The sequence below is a fragment of the Bdellovibrio sp. SBM16 genome, from assembly GCF_056175625.1.
Genome location: NZ_JBJKJG010000001.1, coordinates 1 through 20,901, shown reverse-complemented (window position 1 = coordinate 20,901; position 20,901 = coordinate 1). Strand labels below are relative to the sequence as shown.

The window sequence follows — 20,901 nt, the reverse complement described above, 5'->3', positions numbered from 1 at the left end:
CTATATGCCAGCGAAGGAAAAACTAAGAATCTGCCTTGTCGGTCAAAAAATCCAGGTGCAATCGCGCTCTTCGGATACCGGTCTTTTATGGCCACTGGCCCGCGGACTTTCTAAAAAAGGCCATGAGGTCACTATTCTGTCGTCGACTACGCCGCTGAAAAAAGCCGAAATCTACCGGGATGGCGTACGCGCGTATTACCTGTTTGAAGGCCAGTCACATTACAAAACCCAGCGTTTTATCGATGCTGTTCATAAAAAATTTATTTCTCTGCATATGGAAAAGCCGTTTGATATTGTTCATTGTTTAGATGACGGCGGTTACAAAATCGGACGCCACAAAAATAATTTCAAGACCTGTGTCGCCTATGACGTACAGGCCACCACAATGGCCGATTTATTTTCGACACTGGCAGAAAATGACGGCACTCTGCAGTCGCAGTTTAAAACTTCGATTAAACTTGGTTACCGTTTTGTGCATAATTATTTTTCTAAAGACCGAACGTTACTCGATACGGCCGATGGTATTTTCGTAACTACCCCGCAACAACGTACCATTTTAGAGCGATATTTTTTATATCCGGATTACCACACTTACACAGTACCGTACGGAATTAACTTAGGTGACTTAGCCCCGCGTGAAGAATCTGCCAATTTTAAATTAAAGATGCAGATCCCTGAAGATTCGCAGATCATTTTAGCTGTCTCGGATTTTTCCAATGCAACCGAACTGCGCCCGCTGCTCAAAGCATTTGAAAAAATCGTGATGAAAAATTCGAATATTTATCTTTTCTTGGTTGGCGATGGCCCCAGATGGAAAGATGTAGAATATGACATGTTAAAGCTGGTGTTAGGCAGCCGGGTGATCATGACCGGCTCAATGACGGCCGAAGATCTGTTAGACAGTATCGCCGCTTCAAGTATTTACGTGGATTTAAGTTCAAGATCGACCGGCTTAGAGCCAAGCTTGATCGAAGCCATGGCCCAGAGAAAAATCGTGATTGGCTCAGAGCTATCGCCGATTGCTGAAATTATCGAAGATGGCCTTGATGGCTACCTTGTTCGTCCTGCCGACGACCAGAGCATTGCTCAATTATTAGAAAAAATCCTGCACTCGCAAGACGCTTTTTCGCTTATTGGAGAGGCAGCCCGCGAAAAAGTGCTTAAATTTTTCAACCGTGAAAAGATGATTGAGGCTTTATTGGCCGCTTATTACGAAATAATACAAAAATCCCCGTATTTTAAGCACCGCAAAAAGATCGCTGGCCCCCTTCAAAGTCTATTTGCAAAAGACAAATAACAAGAGATAATAGGTCAGTATTTTCGATAACTTAGAGGCCATATGACTAAAGCTGACCTGATCAATCTTGTTTCTGATAAAGCCGGCATCACTCGCGTAAAAGCAGAGGCCGTGGTGAATACTATTTTTGACACTATGGTAGAAGCTTTAATGAAAGACGACCGTATTGAAATCCGTGGTTTCGGTTCATTCGTAAATCGTGAGTACGATTCATACAAAGGCAGAAACCCAAGAACCGGCGAAGTCATTTCTGTCGATGAAAAGAAATTACCCTTCTTCAAAGTCGGCAAAGAATTAAAAGAATCTTTAAATAAATAATTTAGAAGTAGAACTACGAGTCAATTACACTTAATTTTAGCTCTTACGAGCAATAATCCTCATTTTGCGTTTGCAAGCAGCTTTTGTTGAGAAAACCAGGGGTTTTAAATTTGCAGAAGATATTCTTCGTAGACCACGTTGAGTTGAGCTTCCTCAATCAAAGAGCCTTTTCTGATGAAAGAAAATCGCTCTAACCCACTTATAGAGGCCTTATTTTATTTTCTTTTCTTGTTAATCCTCGAATATATTTATAATCGACAAATTGGGCGCGGCAATAATCAAGCGACAATCTCAAAATAGCTGAAAAATATCCCTTGCCTCTATACTCAGGAGAAACAACATAGAACAGGTTGATATTTTCATTATCATCAGGAAAAAAGCCCACAAAACCTATTAATAATTTTTCACAATAGACAGATTTAAAATTATCTAAACAGTATTGCGCTGATGCTTTTAGCTTTCCTTCTTCACTTAAATTTTCAAATTTACACTTGGGCGCGTCGGGTTCGGATGACTCGCAATAAAAATCATGGAGCAAAATCCACTCATTTTCTTTTAAGTTTTGAAGCAATAATTCCATACCTCCAAAGTACTTATCAAATTGCCCTGGTCAACATAGAAATCATTTCAATTCATCAATTGCTCTTTCAAGCTCAGCCGATAAAACAATATCATATGCTGCGCTTTGACGACGGCAAACATCCGGCTCAAGGTCGGAGAAATAAAAAAGGGCCTGAGTTATCATAACCCAGGCCCTGAAATAATCATTCCCTATTTAATAGAACCAGCTTAACCGATTAAGCGTAATGCCATTTGCGGCGATTGGTTTGCTTGCGCTAAAACTGAAGTCGTACCTTGTAATAACACGTTATTACGGGCTAATTCAGAAGTTGTTGAAGCGATATCAGCATCACGTAAACGTGAATTTGCGGCACTCATCGACTCAGTCATTGTACCGATAACATCAACAGTTGATGTTAAACGATTTTGTAGGGCACCTAAGTTAGCGCGTGAACCACCAACCAGTGATTGCGCGTTATCTAAAGCTGATAAACCTTCACGGGCGCCGTCTTTGTTTGAAAAATCTAATGAAGCGATACCTAAAGCATCCGTTGTTACGTTTGTCGTAGAAGCATCGTAACCGATCCAGTCAGTCGAAGCATTTGCCGAAGTACCTACGTGGATATCATATAAACCACCAGTACCATCTAATAATTTACGCGAACCGAAAGTTGTCGACTCAGCCACACGCTGAACCTCAGCTTTAAGAGCATCAACCTCAGACTGGATGAATCCACGCTCTTGGTCACCGATCGTATCAGAAGAAGCCTGGATACCTAATTCACGCACGCGCACCAGGATATTTGAAACCTCACCCATCGCCTGCTCAGCTGTTTGAATCATCGAGATACCATCGTTGGCATTTCGCGAAGCCTGTCCGTAAGAGCGGATTGTTGACTTTAAATTTTCTGAGATCGCAAGACCAGCAGCATCGTCACCGGCTTTTGTAATACGCGAACCAGTTGATAATTGCGCCATCGATTTTTGCATTTCACGAGTGTTACCACCCATTACTCTTTGTGCATTGATCGAAGCTACGTTTGTTGAAATTCTTAAACCCATTGATATTCCCTTTTTTGAACCGCTTAAGCAGTTCTGTTGTACGTGTTGGTGACCCTGCACTCACATCAGTTGGCTCATCATCAAATGGCTTGGGACAGTCACATCGCCAAGTATTCTCCGAACAACAACTTTTGCAAGTCTCGCGTCGTTTACTTGGCTTACCTTTCGGCTAGTCGAGGAAGCACTTTAGTCTAGTCGGGAAAAACTAGACCATGGTCTATAGCGAACTAGACCTTAGTGTTGAAATTAGGACCTACATCCTGTGTTTTTTAAGACAAAGGTCCAGCTGAATTTAAACTTGTTCAGATTTTTACTGCTTTAAAGATTGGCCCCATTGAGCCATGGTTGGAATGATCCAACTCTCTAAATAGTGATACACGACGATGGACTTTGAATACAGACGGCAAAGATCCTTTGAATCGTTTGACGGATCGTCGTTAAAAACTTCTGAGTTCACTGAAGCGATAACCAGCTCACCGTTATCATTCATTAAGCCTGCACCGCCAGAATCACCACTGCACACACCGGTTCCGCTTTTTTGATCGAAGAATAATGCTTTTGCGTTGAAGAAAATATTTGATTGGTTATCAGCATCCATTCGAGGGATCGTCGTTTTGCGTAACAACATCGGATCTTTATTAAAAGTTCCGGTCACACCATAACCGTACAGATAGACATCCGAGGTTAAAGACTCCGGGTTAGTCGCAATCCTGAAGATCGGGTAATGAGCCGGGGCTTTGTACTTAAGATGCACTAACGCCAGATCAATATTTTCATCAAAAACACTTAACGAGTTGATATCAGAATTATAGTCCGGATGAGAAATTGCCTTATCCGCCGGGATAGCGTGTTGTGAACGCTGATAGCCGCTGTCACAGGTTACATCTGTATAAAACACAGCCTGGATTTTAATGGCTTCGTTCACACAGTGAGCTGCAGTTAACAAGGTTTGATCGGCGATCAGAGTTGATGAGCACAGGTGCTGTGCGCCTTTTGCATCTTCATAGATTAATAAGACCGAACGGTTAGAGTCGGGGTCAAACGCCCTTACCGTCTGACCACCAACAATACCGCTTCTATGACCTGGATTACATTCTTGAGAAAAATAGTCGAATCCTGATTCAGTGGCCCGCGCTGTGTTACCATTAATAGATTTTTTTTCAGCGCAGGCACTGATCATGACCACCATAGTAAGCAAACCTAAAGTTCCCCAACCCTTTTGCTTACCAGATGTTTTCATAACAAGTCCCCATGACGATCTCTTAACCGTCTTTTAATAACGTTTCGTGGGACTACTTTTAGCGACAATTTCAGTCACTTTCCACCAGAAAATGATCACGATGAATAATCAACAAGACTGTCTATAGAGTTGACGTTTTTGAGGGCCATGTAGAGGCGCTCAACGCCTAAAGCAATACCGGCGCTCGGAGGCATTCCGTACTCTAATGACCGGAAAAATTCTTCATCCAGAGTGACAGAATTTTTCCCTAACAGTTTCTTCTTTTCCAGGTCTTCCTGGGCGCGGGCCCGCTGAATAACAGGATTATTCAGCTCATGAAACGCATTCGCCAGCTCTAAACCCTTCCAGTACACTTCAAAGCGCTCAGCCCAGCCGTCTTTATCGATCCGGGCAAGTGCTGCCTGATACGGCGGGTATTTCTCGACAAAAACCAGTCGATCCTGCGGCCACTTGTTTTCAATTTTTTCCATAAAGATCAAATAGAAATAATCATCGATGCTGGTCGCACTCTGCACATCGACCCCAAGTTGCTGCGCCAGCGCTTTTAATTCATCTGCGGTGGTGGTCGGCTTAAAGTCAAAGTTACAATAGCTTTTAAACAATTCTGCCACCGAAAATGTTAACACTTCTTTCGGGCGCTCAACACGTAACTTATCCGCCATATATTCAACCAGTTCAATGGTGTCGTGTTTGATATTGGCTAAGTACGACATCGCACGGTACCACTCAAGCATGGTAAACTCGTGATGATGGCGTTCGGTCTTTTCGCCATTGCGAAAGACCGGCGCAATTTCAAAAATACGTTCAGCGCCCAGACTTAATAACTTTTTTAAATGCAGTTCAGGCGAAGTCGGTAAATAGTATTTGGTCTTTTTTGATCCAAGAATAAATTCAGTTTCAAAGACATCAAGGCTTGGCTCGGTTCCCGGGCAGGCAACCAATGTCGGCGTTTTAACTTCTAAAAAACGTTTTTCGCCGAAGAAGGTGCGCAAATGGTGCAGGTATTCGAAATAGTTTTTCTTTTTAAGCCAGGGATCAACTTCGGCTTTATAAAAACCCGGCCTGTTCGTATGGTTTGGTGCCAGTAACACAAACTGTGCCTGTGGCATCAGAGCAATCAGATCGCCATCAGCTAAGACATCGGCACCGGTAAACTGTGGCGCATCTTTGGCCTTATAGGTAGCCACATTGTTTACCCCGACCCGCAACTGATGCACTCGGCCATACTGTAAGAAACCACGTGGGCAATCAGGATAGGCCGTCCAGTGTTGCTTAAGATATTCATCTCTTGTTTTGCTCATTGGTAAAAGATGACTTATAAAATGAGTCTATGCAAACACTATCTCTTTCACAAGAATTACCAAAACGTTTTGGCTCTCTGTTCGAACAGCAGTTTAATCATTATAAAAATAAAGCTGACTTCGTCGCTTTTAAAATGATTTCTGAAACCACCCGCGATTTTACTGTGCGTAACGGTAAGCCCGACATGATGCACACGTTTCATGATATCGGTGTATTAATCGAAGTTATGAAAGATGGCCACATCGGCTACGGCGCAACCTGTGAATTGACCGCTGATGGTATTGCCAAAGCTTTTGCTGCAGCCGAAAAAATGACCGGCGTAAGTTCGAAATATCCAGTGGCAAAGTTTGATATGTCGGTAAGACCAAAATCGATCGGCCAATTTAAATCCCAGCGTCAGACAGGCCTTGATCAGTTATCAGCGGCGCAGATTTATGATTTTTTAAAAAAGACATCGCTTAAATTAAAAGTAAACGACAAAATTATCACCGCATCAGCCGAAGCTATGGTGATTGAATGCCGACAGAAGTATATGTCTTCACAAGGGGCCAACTTTGAGCAGGATTTTAATATTATCGTCAGCGCATTCTCTGCGACAGCTCAGGATGGAAACGAAACCCAAACCCGTTCCCTGCACGGGGGCCGCGGTATCTGCCTGCAGATCGGTTCAGAGTTTTTTGACTTAGACCGAACGCTGGCTGAATGCGAAGAAACATCTAAAGAAGCATTAGAATTATTAACTGCACCTAATTGCCCAACTGAAACCTGTGATGTGATCCTGGCACCGGATCAGATGTTATTGCAGATCCACGAGTCGATCGGCCACCCGCTGGAGTTAGACCGCATCTTAGGTGATGAAAGAAATTTTGCCGGCTGGAGCTTTGTGCAACCACAGGATTTCGGCTCGTTAGAGTACGGAAGCAAAATGATGAACGTGGTGTTTGATCCGACGGCCAAAAGCGAAATGGCCAGTTATGCCTTTGATGAAGTCGGCAACCCTGCCGAGAAAAAATATTTAATCAAAGACGGTATTTTACAGGCGGGCCTAGGTTCACTTGAGAGTCAGTTCCGCAGTCAAATCCCAGGCGTTGCCAACTCACGTTCCAGCTCGTGGAACCGCGCCCCGATCGACCGTATGGCCAATATCAATCTTGAAGGCGGCTCACATACCTTAGAACAAATGATTGCTTCGGTTGAAAACGGCGTAATCATGCATGCCAACCGATCTTGGTCGATTGATGATTACCGCCGTAAATTTCAGTTCGGCTGCGAAATCGCCAAACAGATTAAAGACGGAAAAATCGTCGGTACGTTAAAAAATCCAAACTACCGCGGCATCACCGTGCCGTTCTGGAAAAGTTTAAAAGCATTAACCGGCAACAACACCGTAGAAACCTATGGCTCACCTTACTGCGGTAAAGGCGAACCGAGCCAGATTATCCGTGTCGGCCACTCATCGCCGTACGCATTATTTAACAACATCGAAATCTTTGGTGGCTAATTAAATGAAAACATATATTAAAAAATTCTCTAGTGACTTATTTGCAACCCTAAAAGCCGGCGAACAGCTCGGATTATTTTTACATTCTGAAGATTCAACCTTCTTACGTTTTTCGCAAAGTAAAGTGCGCCAGAACACTTCGGTGCACCAGCACGAAGTCACCTTACAGTTTAACAAAGAACAGCGTTCACTTAAGATGCGTTTTAACCTGACCCTAAACGCCGAACACGACATGCAAAACGCCAGACATCTGTTAGATGATGCCCGCGTGCAGCTGATGCAAATGGACCCGCACCCGCAGTTTATTGCTTTAAAAAACAATGGCTCTTCTGAAACATTTAAAAAAGTAGAACGCCCTGATGATTCTGAAATCCCGGGCTTAATCTATGAAACCTACAAAGACACCGATCTGGCCGGGTTATGGTGCTCTGGCCCGTTACGCCAGGCTTCGATCAATTCCGAAGGGCAGTTTCATTTTTTTGAAACCGATTACTTCTTTTTTGATTATTCATTATATAACGGCCCGAAAGCCGCCAAAGGGTATTATTCAGCTGAAAAATTTTCGATCAGCGAATTTCAGGCACAGGCACTGGCGACCAAGAACAAATTAAATTTATTAAACCGCCCGCCCCAGGCCATTCCGCGCGGCAAACACGATGTTTATCTTGAGCCGATGGCCGTGGCCGAAATCTTAGGTACTTTAAGCTACGGATCACTTAGTCAGGGTAATTTTAATAAAGGTTATGCACCGTTAAAAAAATTAAAAGACAAAGAATTAAAATTATCACCGAAATTTTCTTTAACCGAAAATTTTGATTTAGGTTTATCGCCGCTGTTTAATTCGATGGGCGAACTGAGTCCAAATAAAATTAATTTAATCGAAAACGGCGAACTGAAATCACTGTTAACCAGCACCGCTACAGCAAAAGAGTACAACATCGAGACAAATTTTGCCGATGTTTCTGAAGCTCCGCGTAGTCTGGAAGTTAGAGCCGGCACTCTAGAAGAAAAAGATATTTTGTCAAAGTTAGGTCAAGGACTCTATTTGTCTAACCTGCACTATATCAACTACTCTGACGTACAGACCGCGCGCATGACCGGCATGACCCGCTTTGCCTGCTTTTACGTAGAAAAAGGCGAAATCGTCGGTCCTATTCAGGACTTACGCTTTGACGAGTCGGTTTATAATGTCTTCGGCGATAACTTAGTCGACTTCACCAAAGAGTCGTCAGTGTATGTGAGTACAATGACCTACTTAAAACGCGATCTTGGCGCATTCAAGACACCGGGTGCCTTGATTAAGAATTTTAACTTTACTCTGTAAATGCTTTTGTCTTTAAGTTAGAATAGGTTTATACAACGATTAAGGAGATTCTTATGGCTCTTACAAATATTCAAAAGATCGTACAAAAACTTTCTGAACAAAAAAACGTAAAAAAAGTTATTGCTGATGTGCAGGCCGTCACTCACGACCTACAAACTAAGATCCAAAAATTATCTGCTGACCAGGCCGTTAAAAAATACAAAGACCTGGCAAAAAAAGTTGTGGCCGCTGAAAATGAATTACAAAAAGAAGTTCATAAGGTTGTGGCACAAGTTAAGAAATCAGCGACAGATGTTGAAAAAAACTTAGCGTCATACAAAAAGAAAGCTGAAGCACAAAGAACGAAAATCGAAAAAGCGATTAAAGCCAAGGCCGCTGAGTACGGTGTAAAATCAGCGAAAAAAGCCAATAAGGCAAAAAGCAAAGCAAAAACTACAGTTCGTAAAGCAAAGAAAAAAGCAGTAAAAAAATAACCTATACAGCCGTTGCGTTTATTAAAAACCGACGGCTACGCCGATCGACGGCAGCAAATAACTTTGCGTAAAGCTCGACTTTGTCGTCAAACTTCCAGTTGCACGTGTGTCGAAGGATTCGCTGATGTAATACACGCCGGCATTGAATTTGGCTTTCTTATCCATACTAAAAGAACCTGCAACTTTGGCGATGATTGTTGTCCCATCCCAGGTCTCTGAACCTTCGCGTTCTTTAACTGCGAGTTTCGCATACGGAGCGTAAAATGCACCGACCAGCAGACTCGCGGCATTTTTGTGCCAGAAGTGATAATTTGCACCAACGTAAGCATTGGTCGAAGTCAGCTTGGTGTAAGAAGAATCCTCATAATTTTCCACACTGCTGATATTAAGATAACCAAGCGCCAGATACAGCGGAAACTCTTTTTTAAATCCCACATTTAAATACAGATCATATAGCGTACGGCCAATGCTAGAGACTTGCGTTGACGAGCGGTTCTCCTGCAAGGTCGCAACATCAAGCCCGATGCGGACTTGTGCAAATGCCGTCGCCGCAGTTAACGTAACCGCGGCCATCACAGCTAAAATGTTTACCATTTTTAGTTGGCGATAAACATTTCTGATATACATTTCGTATCGCCCCCGTACTGGATAAATGGTGTTGTCCCGGAACGAACTAACACTTTCGTGTTGTCGACGCCGATTTGTGATGGATCATAAGTGAATTTTTCAATCGCATAGTTAGCCACCGTTGTTGCCGTTGATGTCGCCGTTGCGATATACACCAAGCCTGTCGATGCATCGTAGATCATTTCAGAGATACCGTACAATAAATGCGGGTAAGTTGCCGGATAAAGGCTGGCATCATAAATTTTTTCTGCGCCCGAGATCGTTCCCGCCGACTCATCAATTGAATACGCGTAAATACTGTTTAAATCCGTTGTCACCGCATTACCCGAATAAGCCACGATTAGCTTTGCATTAGCTGCATCGTAAAAAGCTGTTGTCGGAAATGCTCCTGCTATTGGGGCCGCCTGGGCTGCAGCACAGGTTGTTCCGCCAGTGGCTGCGAAAATACCGACACGGTTTTGTCCGGTAGCCGCATGTAAAAACACATATTTACCATTTGATAAGGTTAAGACTTTAGGAATTAACGTCGTTGACGTATTACAAGGTGCTGCCGTGGCATTGATAAACGGTGCCCCTAAGCGCACGTTGCCCGTGGTGATATATTCAATGGCGGTACCCTTAGAAACCGCAAAATCACCGTTAGATAATTTTAACAAATCACGCAGCTGCGCACTTAAAGCTGTCGCATTGTTGGTAAAAATCGAACGCGATCCGTTGGCACGTTTTTCAATTTTTTCAATACGGCGCATACCTGCAGTCGCATTTCCAACAAGGGCATACAGGTAATTATCATCAGCGTTGATCATCCCTGCTGGTGAATCACCGGCATTTGATGGGGACGCCATATAATCAGCAATCACAGCATCAAGGCCACCATCCGATAAACGCACGCGGTAAATGAGGTTTGATGCCGTTGTCGCGGTAAAAGTGGTGTTATTGCCCGAATAACAGGCGCCTGAAGCGATATATAGGTAGCGCGAATCCGATGATGATGACGACTCATCCGGTTCTTTGGCGCAGCCACCGACCACGATTAACCCTAAAGCAGCTATAACTACAAAACAGTTTTTTGCTTTCATATATTAAGCTATCGGTCTGATTTGAGAATAATCCGATAGACCTAAGGCTACAATTTACGATTTTCGTCATAATTTAATACATTTTCCATGTTTCCCGGACCGAGAGCTGGCTTTTCAAATTTTTGGCCTACCAGACCAATGCCGCGCTGCCCATTAGGCGTGCATCCGCAGAGCTAAGTACAAGCGCACAACGACCTCGCCATTTTTGCCTTTCCCAGACCTTCGTGTTAGCGTAATCGCGAACAATTACATGGGGACTTTCATGGATTTAAATACGTCACTTTCTACCCTTTCAACTAACAACGAATTTACAGGCCGCCACATCGGCCCGACACCTGCAGAACAACAGGAAATGCTGAATGCACTAGGTTTTTCAAATTTTGAAGAGCTGATGACCAAAGTAGTTCCGAAAACAATTTTCTCAGATGCCAAATTAAATGTGGGTGACGGAATTTCTGAATTTGAAATTTTAGCGCAGCTAAAAAAGACTGTTTCTGAAAACAAGGTTTTCAGAAGTTTAATCGGTATGGGCTTTCACGACACCATCACACCATCGCCGATTTTACGCAATATCTTTGAAAACCCTGTATGGTACACGGCATACACACCTTATCAACCTGAGATTTCTCAGGGGCGCCTGGAAAGTTTATTAAACTTTCAGACGATGATCACTGATCTGACCGGCATGGAAATCTCAAATGCTTCGCTTTTAGATGAAGGCACGGCTGCGGCTGAAGCCCTGATGATGGCGCACTCTTTGTGTAAGAAAAAAGACTGCAACACATTTGTCGTTCACCCTCAGGCGCACGCCCATGTGATCGAAGTTTTAAAAACCCGCGCAGAGCCGCTGGGCTTAGAGATGATCATCGCAGACCCTGCAAGCTACGATTATAAAAAAGAAATCTTCGCAGCGATTTTTCAGTATCCAACCACTGAAGGTACTCTTGAAGATTACCGAGCTGTAACCGCTAAACTTCACGACCACGGCGCTTTAGTGATCGCATCAGTGGATCTGTTGGCATTAACACTACTTACTCCTCCGGGCGAATGGGGTGCTGATATCGTTGTCGGTAACTCACAACGTTTCGGTGTACCATTGGGATTTGGCGGCCCACACGCCGCTTACTTAGCAACGAAAGATACTTACAAACGTTCTCTGCCCGGCCGTCTGGTCGGTGTGTCGGTAGATTCACACGGCAAAAAAGCTTTACGTTTAACTTTACAAACCCGCGAGCAGCATATCCGCCGCGAAAAAGCGACATCAAACATTTGTACCGCTCAAGTGTTATTAGCGAACATGGCTGCAATGTACGGCATATACCATGGCCCACAAGGATTAAAGAAGATTGCATTGCGCACTCACCGTTTAACCCAGTTAGCAGTAGCTGGTTTAGAAAAACTTGGTTTTAAAACAACGACGACGCAATTTTTCGATACGGTGAAAATCAAAACTGATAAAACAGCTGCAATTGTGGCAGCCGCTGAAAAATTAGAAATCAACTTACGTGTTTACAACGATGGCGTTGGTTTTTCGATCAACGAAACTTGTAACCACGCTTTAATTCAAGATTTATTAACGGCGTTTAACGGTGGCCAAGCTTTAACTTTCAAATTAGCTGATCTAGAAGCTGGCTTAAAAAATCAATGGAACAAAGAGTTCGTAAGAACTTCTGATTTCATGACTCATGCAACGTTCAACAGATACCACTCTGAAACTGAGTTAATGAGATACATCTACCAATTACAAAATAAAGATGTGACTTTAACTCACTCTATGATTCCACTTGGATCTTGCACAATGAAGTTAAACGCAGCGACTGAGTTAATTCCGGTTTCATGGCCTGAAATTAATAAAATTCACCCGTTTGCTCCAAGCAACCAAACTTTAGGCTACCAAAAATTAATTAAAGACTTAGAAAACAAACTTTGTGCGATCACAGGTTTTTCGGCTGTTTCATTACAACCAAACTCTGGCGCTCAAGGTGAATACGCAGGTCTTTTAGTTATCCGCGAATACTACAAAGCAAGAAATGAATCGCACAGAAATGTGTGTCTAATCCCTTCTTCGGCACACGGAACTAATCCTGCTTCTGCAGTATTAGCTGGATTCCAGGTTGTGGTAACTGCTTGTGATGAAAATGGTAACGTTGATATTAACGATTTACGTGCGAAAGCAGAACTTCACAAAGACAAGCTTGCTGCGATGATGGTTACTTACCCATCTACTCATGGAATCTTTGAAGAAGCGATCACTGACATTTGTGAAATCATTCACAAAAACGGCGGTCAGGTTTACATGGACGGTGCGAATTTAAATGCGTTAGTGGGCGTTGCTCAACCAGGTAAATTCGGACCGGATGTTTCTCACATGAACTTACATAAAACATTTGCGATTCCTCATGGTGGTGGTGGTCCTGGTGTTGGCCCGATCGGCGTTGGCGCTCACTTAGCGCCGTACTTACCGAAACACTCTTTAGTTAAAGAGGCAGGCCCGGCAACAGGTGTAAGCTCAACAACGTCTGCGCCTTGGGGTTCAGCTTCGATTTTACCAATCAGCTGGTCATACATCACCATGATGGGGGCTGCTGGTTTAAAACAAGCTACTATGACTTCGATTTTATCAGCGAACTACATCGCGAAAAAATTAGCTCCGCACTACCCGATCGTTTACAAAGGTAAAGAAGGTTTAGTTGCACATGAATGTATTATCGATATTCGTCCGTTAAAAAAATCGCACGAGATTGATGTGACTGACATCGCTAAACGTTTAATGGATTTCGGTTTCCACGCCCCGACAATGTCTTGGCCGGTGATTGGCACTTTAATGATCGAGCCGACAGAATCAGAATCTAAACGTGAGTTAGATCGTTTCTGCGATGCTATGATCCAGATCCGTAAAGAAGCAGATAGCTGTCCTGATGTGATTAAAAACGCGCCTCACACGGCTGAAGCGTTATTAGCCACTGAATGGAATCACAAGTACACTCGCGAAGTGGCGGCTTATCCGGCTCCTTGGGTTAAGACTAACAAATACTGGCCACCAGTAGGACGCGTTGACAATGCTTACGGCGATAAAAACATCGTGTGCTCTTGCCCTCCGTTAGATACTTACCAATAGAACCTTGATGAAGAAAATCGTTCTGATCCGCTTAGATAAAATTGGCGACTTGATCTGTACTTTACCGACAGATCAAGTTTTGGATCAGAGCGCGTATGATGTGACCTGGGTCGTGCAAAAAGGCATGGGTAACATCGTAAACTTCGGCGAAAAAAAACGTAAATACATCGAGCTTGATAAAGCCAAACCCGAAGAGTCACAGAAAATCTTTGCCAAGTTCCTCGCTGAACATGATTTTACCTACGCGGTTAGTTTTCAGTGCCCGTGGTGGATTAACTTTGAACTTTTTAAAGCGCGTATCCGTCACCGCATCGGCGTTCTCAGCCAGTGGCACAGCTTTCTGTTTTTAAACGAAGGTGTGCGCCAGAAGCGCTCACTGGCGGTTAAGCATGAGTTTGCGTACAACCTTGAACTGATCGAAAAAATCACCGGGCCGATCAGCGAAGATCCCAAAGATATTTATTTCAAATTTAAAAAACCGCAGTCCACGGCCACACTGGATAAATTTGGCTTGCGGCCGAATTATATCGTGGTGCATCCGGGGATGATGGGCTCGGCGCTGAATTGGCCGCAACAAAAATACATCGAATATATTGCAAAACAAATCCAAGCAGGCCGCACCGTGGTCGTCACCGGTACAGATGCTGACGAACCCTACCTTGATAAAATTAAATCTGTTTACTTAGACCACAGCCAAGTTAAATGGTTACAAAGTAAATTAACTTTTAGTGAATTGCTCGAGATCTTAAATTACGCTGAGAAAGTTATTGCCCCCTCGACTGGTGTCGCGCATATAGCAGCTAGTTTAGATAAAGAAGTGCACGCCATTTTTTCGCATATCCGTGTTCATCACCCAAGACGCTGGAGCCCGCGCGGTAAAAACATTCATATCTATTTACCCCAGGTAGCCAACGTTGAAGCCTGTGATCACTCTGATTGCATGACTAAAATCGAGCTTCCGTAAGCCAAAAGTCCTGTAAATTTCCTCGACATTTCACAAGCGATTGCCGCTGCAAAATCGCTCGAAACTTCCTGTTCTTGTAAAGTTTATTTACAAAATAAACACGTCTTCAGTTGCGGGAAATCCGCTCCGATAAAGCCTTTGTGAATAAGAAGGGCACAGGCATGAACAACATTTTAAAAACCATCTTACTTTCTTCTTTGGCGCTGACGACAGGCTGCATGAAGGCCAAGTCGAGGATAGAGGCCTCAAGCCAAAAGGCCGCAGAAGCGATCGGTTGTGCCAGCTTTAAAAGTAAAGTGTTCGATTCAATGTACGACTACCTGGATAACGAACAGGCAGCTCCTGAACTATCTGAATTCTCTTTAGCGTTAGCTGAAAAAGTTGATCAACTTGCCCTTGCCCAGAAAATCGATAATCCGGAAGCAGTGGCCAAGTTAAAACAAAATATTTCTGATCTTTATCAAGTCCTCATCGAAAAAGCTGCTGAGTTAAAACAAACCAAGACAGCGAAAGAACATTTACAGACAATTATCGAAATGGAGATGGAAGACGTTTCTTCTCCGGAAAACGTGCAATTAAATCAGGTCACCGCAAAAGCCTTTGCTAAAGTTGACCAGGCCGTTAAAGAAATGGATGTGCAATGTGGCGCCAGCACTCCAGAGCCAGAACAACCAAACGATCCTGAAGTGGTTGAACAACCGGTTAACGACCAGCCCACTGACGCGATTTCAGATGCGCCGCAAGCCGTTGCACAAAAAAGTGTATTAGTGGGTTCACATAACGTGCTTGCTACGGCTTACCAAAGCTGTGCTGTTTTAGAAATTCCTGAAGTTTCTGCGGCAACTGCTGATGTGCAAGGAATTGAATATTACGGTACCCATCAAGACGGTATCGGTGGCAAACGCCGTATTGCCAGTTTAAGTAAAGTTCAAGATACCCACCCCTATATTAAAGTAGCCGGTGGTGCGCAGTCTGGATGTTTCAACGTGCGCAGTAATCCACTCATTTATGACTACGGTGGGTCCGCTTCGGTTGCCAACAATATCATCGACTTTTCAAAAGATGCAGGCTCTGGAACTTCCGTTTTGGGGGTTGATTGTTCGGCCTATGTTTCAGCTTCGATAGCAGCCGGTGGTTTACGCTATAAACCGGGTGTAGAAAATAAAGCCGTATATATCCGCCAGAACTCAGCAAAATTTATCAACGCAAAATCTTCGGGCTTTGCTTGTTTTAACAACGTGACAGCTACCCCGACTAACTCAATTCGCTCGGGCGACATCGTCGGTGTTAAAGGCCACGTGGTGATCATTGATAAGGTCGGTGCTGATCCGTTTGCATTAAAACGTTTAAAATCTGCCAGCGAATGTAATTCGATGAAAACGACATACTGGGATTTTTCAGTGAGCCAAAGCTCACCATCAAAGGGCGGCATTGGGTTAAATCGCTATATCGCCAAAGACTACATTACCGAATCTGCCAAAATGACTGAAGCCTTCATGGGCATTGCTAAAGCGGCCTGCCAGGCGTACTTCAGCGGCAAGAACGTGGCAACACCAAGTTCGTCATACGGTATCTTACGCCACAAAGGCACGGCAGAATGTTTTTCTCCGAGAATTCAAATGGCGCGCCAAAGCTGCGTGAGCCAGTGTTTGAAATAATTCGCGCAAATTGCCCCATTCATCAATGCTGAACTGGGGCGCTGTTCACAGTCATTATTTACTTTTACGTTATTTCGTTAAAACCGCATAATACGGCGAGTTTAATGCGCCAATTTTACGGTTCATGAGCCTTTATCTAAAGCTACAATTTAGAGCTATGGAGGTTACATGAACAGACTTAAACATACTATTCTGCTCTCATCGCTTGTGTTTCTTGTAAGCTGTATGCAGGACCAATCACGCACAGAACTTTCAAGTCAGCAAACTGCTGACGCCATAGGTTGCCGCAACTTCAAGAGTAAAATATTCGATTCGATGTACGACTACCTGGATAATGAACAGGAAGCCCCCCAGGTTTCTAAATTCACAGCCCCCTTGTCAGAAAAAATTGACGCCATTGTGTTTGCGAAAAAACTCGAAGATCCCGAAGCCGGCGAAAAGTTAAAACAAAATATTTCTGAGCTCTACAAAGTTCTTGTCGACAGAACGGCTAAATTAAAAAAACCGAAAGATTCACTAGAACATCTGCAAGCCATTATCGAAATCGAGATGGGCGATATCTCGACACCTGAAAACATCCAGTTAAATCAAGAGGCCGCAGCGCAGTTTGCCAAGGTCGAAGCCGCCATCAAAGAATTAGATATAGCCTGCGCCAGCGAAACCGAAGCAGCGGCCGAAGAAACGGCTACAGCCATGACTAACCCGTTAAAAAATGTGTTTATCGGTTCACAAAATGTATTGGCTACGGCTTATCAAAGCTGTGAAACACTGAAAGTTCCGGCCCTAACTGCCAAAACACCGCCAGTACAGGGGATTGAACGTTACGGCACCCACCCAGATGGCATCGGCAGCAAACGCCGCATCACAAGCTTAAGCAAAGTTCAAAGCACCCATCCGTACATAAAGGTTGCCGGCAATGGCGCTGCGGGATGTTTTAATGTGCACAGTAATCCGTTAATTTATGACTATGGCGGATCAGCCGCGGTCGCAAACAACATTATCGACTTTTCTAAAAATGCCGGCAGCGGAACTTCAGTGTTAGGTGTAGACTGCTCGGCCTATGTTTCAGCAGCGATTGCCGCCGGCGGTTTGCGCTACAAACCAGGTCTTGAAAACAAAGCTATCTATATCCGCCAAAATTCATCGAAATTTATTAATGCAAAACAATCCGGATTCTCATGCTTTAGTAACGCAGCCATGACCGCCAAAACTTCACTTCGCCCGGGAGATATTGTTGCTGTTAAAGGTCACGTCGTTATCATTGATAAAGTTGGTGCCGACCCGTTTGGCATTAAGCAGATTAAATCCGCCAGCAAATGTAAATCGCTGACGACAAAAAACTTTGATTTTACCGTTAGCCAAAGTTCGCCTTCTTTAAACGGTGTTGGATTAAACAAAGCCATTGCCAAAGAGTACGTCCAGGAATCCAGCAAAATGGCCGAAGCCTTTCTCGGTATCGGCAAAGCGGCCTGCGAAGCTTACTTTAGCGGCAAGAGCGTCGCCACCCCGAGTTCGTCGTATGGTTTAATACGGCACAAAGAAACGGCCGAATGCCAGTCGCCAAAAATCCAGATGGCACATCAAAGTTGCGTTAACCAATGTATGCAGTAGTATATATGAATGGCAGCAGGGCATTCGAAAATTTTTGATCTACTTAATCAGCCAGAGTTAAAAACCTTAACTCTGGCTGATTATATTAAAACACTATCTGATCACTTCGTACAAAACCCTGACGACCTGACTCCGTGGGATCAGGAATACTGCCAACACGCTTACCGCTATTATTATTTACCGCTGAATTACATCAGAAACGAAAATGTGGTGTTACGTGGTCTTCAAGTAGACTTCTTCAAAGATATTCAATCTACGGTCGATTGGGGCACTGGCCCTGGCACCGCCAGCCTGGCGCTCGCACAAACACTGCCACAGGATTTAAAAAAGCAAATCTTAATTGATCAGTCACCGGTGGCATTAAAAAAGTTTACCGATTTAAAACAGTACTTAAAAAATCCTGAATACTCGAACGAATTAAGGCTGAAAAATCTTGATGTCGATTACAAAAAATCTTTATTAGTTTTTTCGTATAGCCTAACCGAGATGGCGATGCTTCCCGATGGTTTTTTTGATTTTGATGCACTAATGATCTTAGAACCTTCAACCCAGGATGATGGCAGAAAACTTTTACAGCTTCGCCAGCAGCTGATCGACAAAGGTTACTACCTGTGGGCGCCGTGCACGCATCAACAGGCTTGTCCGTTGCTTGCCCAGTCAAAAACCGATTGGTGTCATGATCGTTTTCATGTAACGGCCCCGAAATGGTTTTGGGATACAGAACAACACTTACCATTTAAAAACAGAACCATCACCACCAGTTACATTCTGGCGAAGCGTTCGCCGCCACCAGAAAAATTAAAATCTCTGGCGCGCACCGTGGGTGATTCGTTAGAAGAAAAAGGCAAAACCCGCCAGCTGGTCTGCAGATCAAGTGAACGTGAATTCCTTGCATGGATGCACAAAGAAAAAAATCAGCAGACGATTCCGCGCGGAGAGTTAATCAGTATTCCCGCCGATGTCGAAAAAAAATCGAATGAGTTAAGAGTTAAAACGAAAATTGAAGGCTTTGCATAACATCATACCTGAAAAGTCTTGATTCAGCGAGCGCTGACGGGGTACGTTGTCGGGGCAATAGCACAGAGGATAATATGTCTTTAAAAACTCCCCTATTTGATGATCACGTAAAACTTGGCGCCCGCATCGTAGACTTTGCTGGCTGGCAGATGCCGGTGCAATACACTGGCCTTAAAGAAGAGCACAACGCCTGCCGTAACCACATCGGTTTGTTTGATGTCTCGCACATGGGTGAGATTCGCGTTAAAGGCCCAAAGGCTGTTGAAACTCTGCAATGGTTAACCACCAACGACGTAACTAAATTAGAGGCCGGACAAGCACACTACAGCTTATTACCGAACGACCAAGGCGGCTTGGTCGATGATATCTTTATTTACTGTTTAGAAAAAAATGCCGACTACCTAGTGTGCGTAAATGCTTCTAACAAAGACAAAGATTTTGCCTGGATGACTAAACACAATAAGTTTGGTGCTGATATCACTGATGAGTCTTCACAATGGGGACAAATCGCGGTGCAGGGCCCAAAAGCTTTAGAACTTTGTGATGCCTTATTTCCGAATGACAAACCCAGCACCTGGGCCCGCAACACGATTAAAAAATCTAAATTCCAAAATTTCAACGTGATGATTGCAACCACGGGCTACACTGGCGAAGCCGGCTGCGAAATTTTCGTAGAAACTGCAGGAACTTCAGCCTTATGGAACGCACTTTTAGCCCACCCGTTAAAAGCCGTACCGGTTGGTTTGGGGGCGCGTGATTCATTACGCACTGAAATGAAGTTTTCTCTTTACGGACACGAGATTGATGACACGACTAATCCTTACGAAGCGCTTTTAGGCTGGGTTATCAAGCCCCAGGCCAAAGACTTTATGAACAAGGCGCAGATCGTAGCGGCCAAAGAACAGGGCTTAAAACGTAAATTAATCGGCTATAAAACCTTAGAGCGCGGTATTCCCCGTCAGGGCTACGAGATTAAAACTTCAGCAGGCCAAACGATCGGTATCACCACCAGCGGGACCCACTCTCCGACCCTTGATGAACCCATCGGCATTGCTTACGTTGAAACTGCGCATTCAGCTGAAGGTTCAGAGATTTTCGTGGACATTCGCGGAAAGCTTGTTAAAGCTGTCGTTGTAAAAACACCGTTTATTCAAAAATAGTAACCAGGAGCTAACAATGGGTACATTTCATATCCCTGAAGATTTTTATTACACTAAAGACCACGAATGGGCTCAAGTTGACGAGAATATCGTAACTGTGGGTGTTACTGAGTTCGCACAGGACCAATTAGGTGAGATCGTTTACGTTGATCTTCCAGAAGAAGGCCAAAAAGTAACGCAAAACCAAGCTTTTGGCGTTGTTGAATCAGTTAAAGCGGTTTCTGATTTATTTGCCCCAGTTTCGGGCACCGTTATCGAAGTGAACTCGGCATTATTAGACGATCCTGCTTCTTTAAACGACGATCCAAATAACTTAGGCTGGTTAGTACGCATCGAGATGGATTCTGAGAAAGAATTAGCTGCGTTAATGCGCGCTCCAGACTACAAAAAGTTAATCAGCGAAAAATAAATATTGTTTTTTAAAATCAGGACGGTTATTTTAACCGTCTCTGTTATCGTCTGTGCCCAGTTGGTGGAATTGGCAGACACACTAGGCTTAGAACCTAGCGCCGCGAGGCATGGGGGTTCGACTCCCTCACTGGGCACCATTTATCTCACTCACGTTCGATCACTTGTTCAGTCGTTATAT

General features: G+C 43.9%; 18 protein-coding genes and 1 tRNA gene. 13 read left to right on the top strand and 6 right to left on the bottom strand.

Annotation, left to right across the window (positions count from 1 at the left end):
* The first annotated feature begins 4 nt into the window (after nucleotides 1–4).
* Nucleotides 5–1,297 carry a glycosyltransferase family 4 protein gene (locus AC04MM_RS00095; RefSeq protein ID WP_475378275.1) on the top strand — a complete coding sequence of 431 codons (1,293 nt, stop codon included), beginning with the start codon at nucleotides 5–7 and terminating at the stop codon, nucleotides 1,295–1,297.
* Between the two features lie 42 nt (nucleotides 1,298–1,339).
* Nucleotides 1,340–1,615 carry an HU family DNA-binding protein gene (locus AC04MM_RS00090; RefSeq protein ID WP_409478115.1) on the top strand — a complete coding sequence of 92 codons (276 nt, stop codon included), beginning with the start codon at nucleotides 1,340–1,342 and terminating at the stop codon, nucleotides 1,613–1,615.
* A gap of 199 nt (nucleotides 1,616–1,814) precedes the next feature.
* On the opposite strand, the gene AC04MM_RS00085 is transcribed toward AC04MM_RS00090, so the two are convergent.
* From AC04MM_RS00085 to epmA, 4 genes are all read right to left on the bottom strand, one after another.
* Complete coding sequence (locus AC04MM_RS00085; RefSeq protein ID WP_475378274.1) at nucleotides 1,815–2,195, bottom strand: GNAT family N-acetyltransferase; 381 nt, start codon at nucleotides 2,193–2,195, stop codon at nucleotides 1,815–1,817.
* A 209-nt stretch (nucleotides 2,196–2,404) separates the two neighbouring features.
* The gene (locus AC04MM_RS00080) at nucleotides 2,405–3,238 is read right to left on the bottom strand and encodes a flagellin N-terminal helical domain-containing protein (RefSeq protein ID WP_475378273.1); all 834 of its coding nucleotides are present in this window, start codon (nucleotides 3,236–3,238) and stop codon (nucleotides 2,405–2,407) included.
* A gap of 310 nt (nucleotides 3,239–3,548) precedes the next feature.
* On the bottom strand, nucleotides 3,549–4,478 hold the full coding sequence (locus AC04MM_RS00075) for a S1 family peptidase (protein ID WP_475378272.1): 930 nt from the start codon (nucleotides 4,476–4,478) through the stop codon (nucleotides 3,549–3,551).
* 95 nt (nucleotides 4,479–4,573) lie between these two features.
* Nucleotides 4,574–5,779 carry an EF-P lysine aminoacylase EpmA gene (gene epmA, locus AC04MM_RS00070; protein WP_475378271.1) on the bottom strand — a complete coding sequence of 402 codons (1,206 nt, stop codon included), beginning with the start codon at nucleotides 5,777–5,779 and terminating at the stop codon, nucleotides 4,574–4,576.
* Between the two features lie 29 nt (nucleotides 5,780–5,808).
* Between epmA and AC04MM_RS00065 the strand changes: the two genes are divergently transcribed.
* Genes AC04MM_RS00065 through AC04MM_RS00055 form a run of 3 tightly spaced genes read left to right on the top strand, consistent with a single transcriptional unit; the run spans nucleotide 5,809 to nucleotide 9,078 of the window.
* Nucleotides 5,809–7,281 carry a TldD/PmbA family protein gene (locus tag AC04MM_RS00065; protein ID WP_475378270.1) on the top strand — a complete coding sequence of 491 codons (1,473 nt, stop codon included), beginning with the start codon at nucleotides 5,809–5,811 and terminating at the stop codon, nucleotides 7,279–7,281.
* A gap of 4 nt (nucleotides 7,282–7,285) precedes the next feature.
* Nucleotides 7,286–8,605 carry a metallopeptidase TldD-related protein gene (locus tag AC04MM_RS00060; protein ID WP_475378269.1) on the top strand — a complete coding sequence of 440 codons (1,320 nt, stop codon included), beginning with the start codon at nucleotides 7,286–7,288 and terminating at the stop codon, nucleotides 8,603–8,605.
* Between the two features lie 53 nt (nucleotides 8,606–8,658).
* Nucleotides 8,659–9,078: a hypothetical protein gene (locus tag AC04MM_RS00055; RefSeq protein WP_475378268.1), complete on the top strand. Its 420-nt coding sequence runs from the start codon at nucleotides 8,659–8,661 to the stop codon at nucleotides 9,076–9,078.
* A 21-nt stretch (nucleotides 9,079–9,099) separates the two neighbouring features.
* On the opposite strand, the gene AC04MM_RS00050 is transcribed toward AC04MM_RS00055, so the two are convergent.
* Nucleotides 9,100–9,705: a hypothetical protein gene (locus AC04MM_RS00050; protein ID WP_475378267.1), complete on the bottom strand. Its 606-nt coding sequence runs from the start codon at nucleotides 9,703–9,705 to the stop codon at nucleotides 9,100–9,102.
* Nucleotides 9,675–10,784: a hypothetical protein gene (locus tag AC04MM_RS00045; RefSeq protein WP_475378266.1), complete on the bottom strand. Its 1,110-nt coding sequence runs from the start codon at nucleotides 10,782–10,784 to the stop codon at nucleotides 9,675–9,677. Before AC04MM_RS00045 ends, AC04MM_RS00050 begins: the two co-directional genes overlap by 31 nt.
* 262 nt (nucleotides 10,785–11,046) lie before the next feature.
* Between AC04MM_RS00045 and gcvP the strand changes: the two genes are divergently transcribed.
* From gcvP to AC04MM_RS00005, 8 genes are all read left to right on the top strand, one after another.
* Nucleotides 11,047–13,902 (top strand): aminomethyl-transferring glycine dehydrogenase, encoded by a 2,856-nt coding sequence (gene gcvP / locus AC04MM_RS00040; protein WP_475378265.1) that lies wholly within the window; start codon nucleotides 11,047–11,049, stop codon nucleotides 13,900–13,902.
* Nucleotides 13,903–13,909: 7 nt separating this feature from the next.
* On the top strand, nucleotides 13,910–14,866 hold the full coding sequence (locus tag AC04MM_RS00035; RefSeq protein WP_475378264.1) for a glycosyltransferase family 9 protein: 957 nt from the start codon (nucleotides 13,910–13,912) through the stop codon (nucleotides 14,864–14,866).
* Nucleotides 14,867–15,027: 161 nt separating this feature from the next.
* On the top strand, nucleotides 15,028–16,524 hold the full coding sequence (locus tag AC04MM_RS00030) for a hypothetical protein (protein ID WP_475378263.1): 1,497 nt from the start codon (nucleotides 15,028–15,030) through the stop codon (nucleotides 16,522–16,524).
* A gap of 168 nt (nucleotides 16,525–16,692) precedes the next feature.
* A complete protein-coding gene (locus AC04MM_RS00025; protein ID WP_475378262.1) occupies nucleotides 16,693–18,135 on the top strand; it encodes a hypothetical protein in 1,443 nt (480 codons plus the stop codon).
* A 9-nt stretch (nucleotides 18,136–18,144) separates the two neighbouring features.
* Nucleotides 18,145–19,152 (top strand): small ribosomal subunit Rsm22 family protein, encoded by a 1,008-nt coding sequence (locus AC04MM_RS00020; protein ID WP_475378261.1) that lies wholly within the window; start codon nucleotides 18,145–18,147, stop codon nucleotides 19,150–19,152.
* Between the two features lie 74 nt (nucleotides 19,153–19,226).
* Nucleotides 19,227–20,312 carry a glycine cleavage system aminomethyltransferase GcvT gene (gene gcvT / locus AC04MM_RS00015; RefSeq protein WP_475378260.1) on the top strand — a complete coding sequence of 362 codons (1,086 nt, stop codon included), beginning with the start codon at nucleotides 19,227–19,229 and terminating at the stop codon, nucleotides 20,310–20,312.
* Between the two features lie 16 nt (nucleotides 20,313–20,328).
* Complete coding sequence (gcvH, locus tag AC04MM_RS00010; RefSeq protein ID WP_475378259.1) at nucleotides 20,329–20,721, top strand: glycine cleavage system protein GcvH; 393 nt, start codon at nucleotides 20,329–20,331, stop codon at nucleotides 20,719–20,721.
* Between the two features lie 54 nt (nucleotides 20,722–20,775).
* Nucleotides 20,776–20,860, top strand: a tRNA-Leu gene (locus tag AC04MM_RS00005).
* Nucleotides 20,861–20,901 lie beyond the last annotated feature (41 nt).

Excerpts from the sequence above, each read along its gene's own strand:
- AC04MM_RS00020 (WP_475378261.1), top strand. The coding sequence starts at position 18,145 with ATGGCAGCAGGGCATTCGAAAATTTTTGATCTACTTAATCAGCCAGAG.
- epmA (WP_475378271.1), bottom strand. The coding sequence starts at position 5,779 with ATGAGCAAAACAAGAGATGAATATCTTAAGCAACACTGGACGGCCTAT.
- AC04MM_RS00025 (WP_475378262.1), top strand. The coding sequence starts at position 16,693 with ATGAACAGACTTAAACATACTATTCTGCTCTCATCGCTTGTGTTTCTT.
- AC04MM_RS00035 (WP_475378264.1), top strand. The coding sequence starts at position 13,910 with ATGAAGAAAATCGTTCTGATCCGCTTAGATAAAATTGGCGACTTGATC.
- AC04MM_RS00050 (WP_475378267.1), bottom strand. The coding sequence starts at position 9,705 with ATGTATATCAGAAATGTTTATCGCCAACTAAAAATGGTAAACATTTTA.
- AC04MM_RS00060 (WP_475378269.1), top strand. The coding sequence starts at position 7,286 with ATGAAAACATATATTAAAAAATTCTCTAGTGACTTATTTGCAACCCTA.
- gcvT (WP_475378260.1), top strand. The coding sequence starts at position 19,227 with ATGTCTTTAAAAACTCCCCTATTTGATGATCACGTAAAACTTGGCGCC.
- AC04MM_RS00085 (WP_475378274.1), bottom strand. The coding sequence starts at position 2,195 with ATGGAATTATTGCTTCAAAACTTAAAAGAAAATGAGTGGATTTTGCTC.
- AC04MM_RS00045 (WP_475378266.1), bottom strand. The coding sequence starts at position 10,784 with ATGAAAGCAAAAAACTGTTTTGTAGTTATAGCTGCTTTAGGGTTAATC.
- AC04MM_RS00080 (WP_475378273.1), bottom strand. The coding sequence starts at position 3,238 with ATGGGTTTAAGAATTTCAACAAACGTAGCTTCGATCAATGCACAAAGA.
- AC04MM_RS00095 (WP_475378275.1), top strand. The coding sequence starts at position 5 with ATGCCAGCGAAGGAAAAACTAAGAATCTGCCTTGTCGGTCAAAAAATC.
- AC04MM_RS00090 (WP_409478115.1), top strand. The coding sequence starts at position 1,340 with ATGACTAAAGCTGACCTGATCAATCTTGTTTCTGATAAAGCCGGCATC.
- AC04MM_RS00055 (WP_475378268.1), top strand. The coding sequence starts at position 8,659 with ATGGCTCTTACAAATATTCAAAAGATCGTACAAAAACTTTCTGAACAA.
- gcvH (WP_475378259.1), top strand. The coding sequence starts at position 20,329 with ATGGGTACATTTCATATCCCTGAAGATTTTTATTACACTAAAGACCAC.
- AC04MM_RS00075 (WP_475378272.1), bottom strand. The coding sequence starts at position 4,478 with ATGAAAACATCTGGTAAGCAAAAGGGTTGGGGAACTTTAGGTTTGCTT.
- AC04MM_RS00065 (WP_475378270.1), top strand. The coding sequence starts at position 5,809 with ATGCAAACACTATCTCTTTCACAAGAATTACCAAAACGTTTTGGCTCT.
- AC04MM_RS00030 (WP_475378263.1), top strand. The coding sequence starts at position 15,028 with ATGAACAACATTTTAAAAACCATCTTACTTTCTTCTTTGGCGCTGACG.
- gcvP (WP_475378265.1), top strand. The coding sequence starts at position 11,047 with ATGGATTTAAATACGTCACTTTCTACCCTTTCAACTAACAACGAATTT.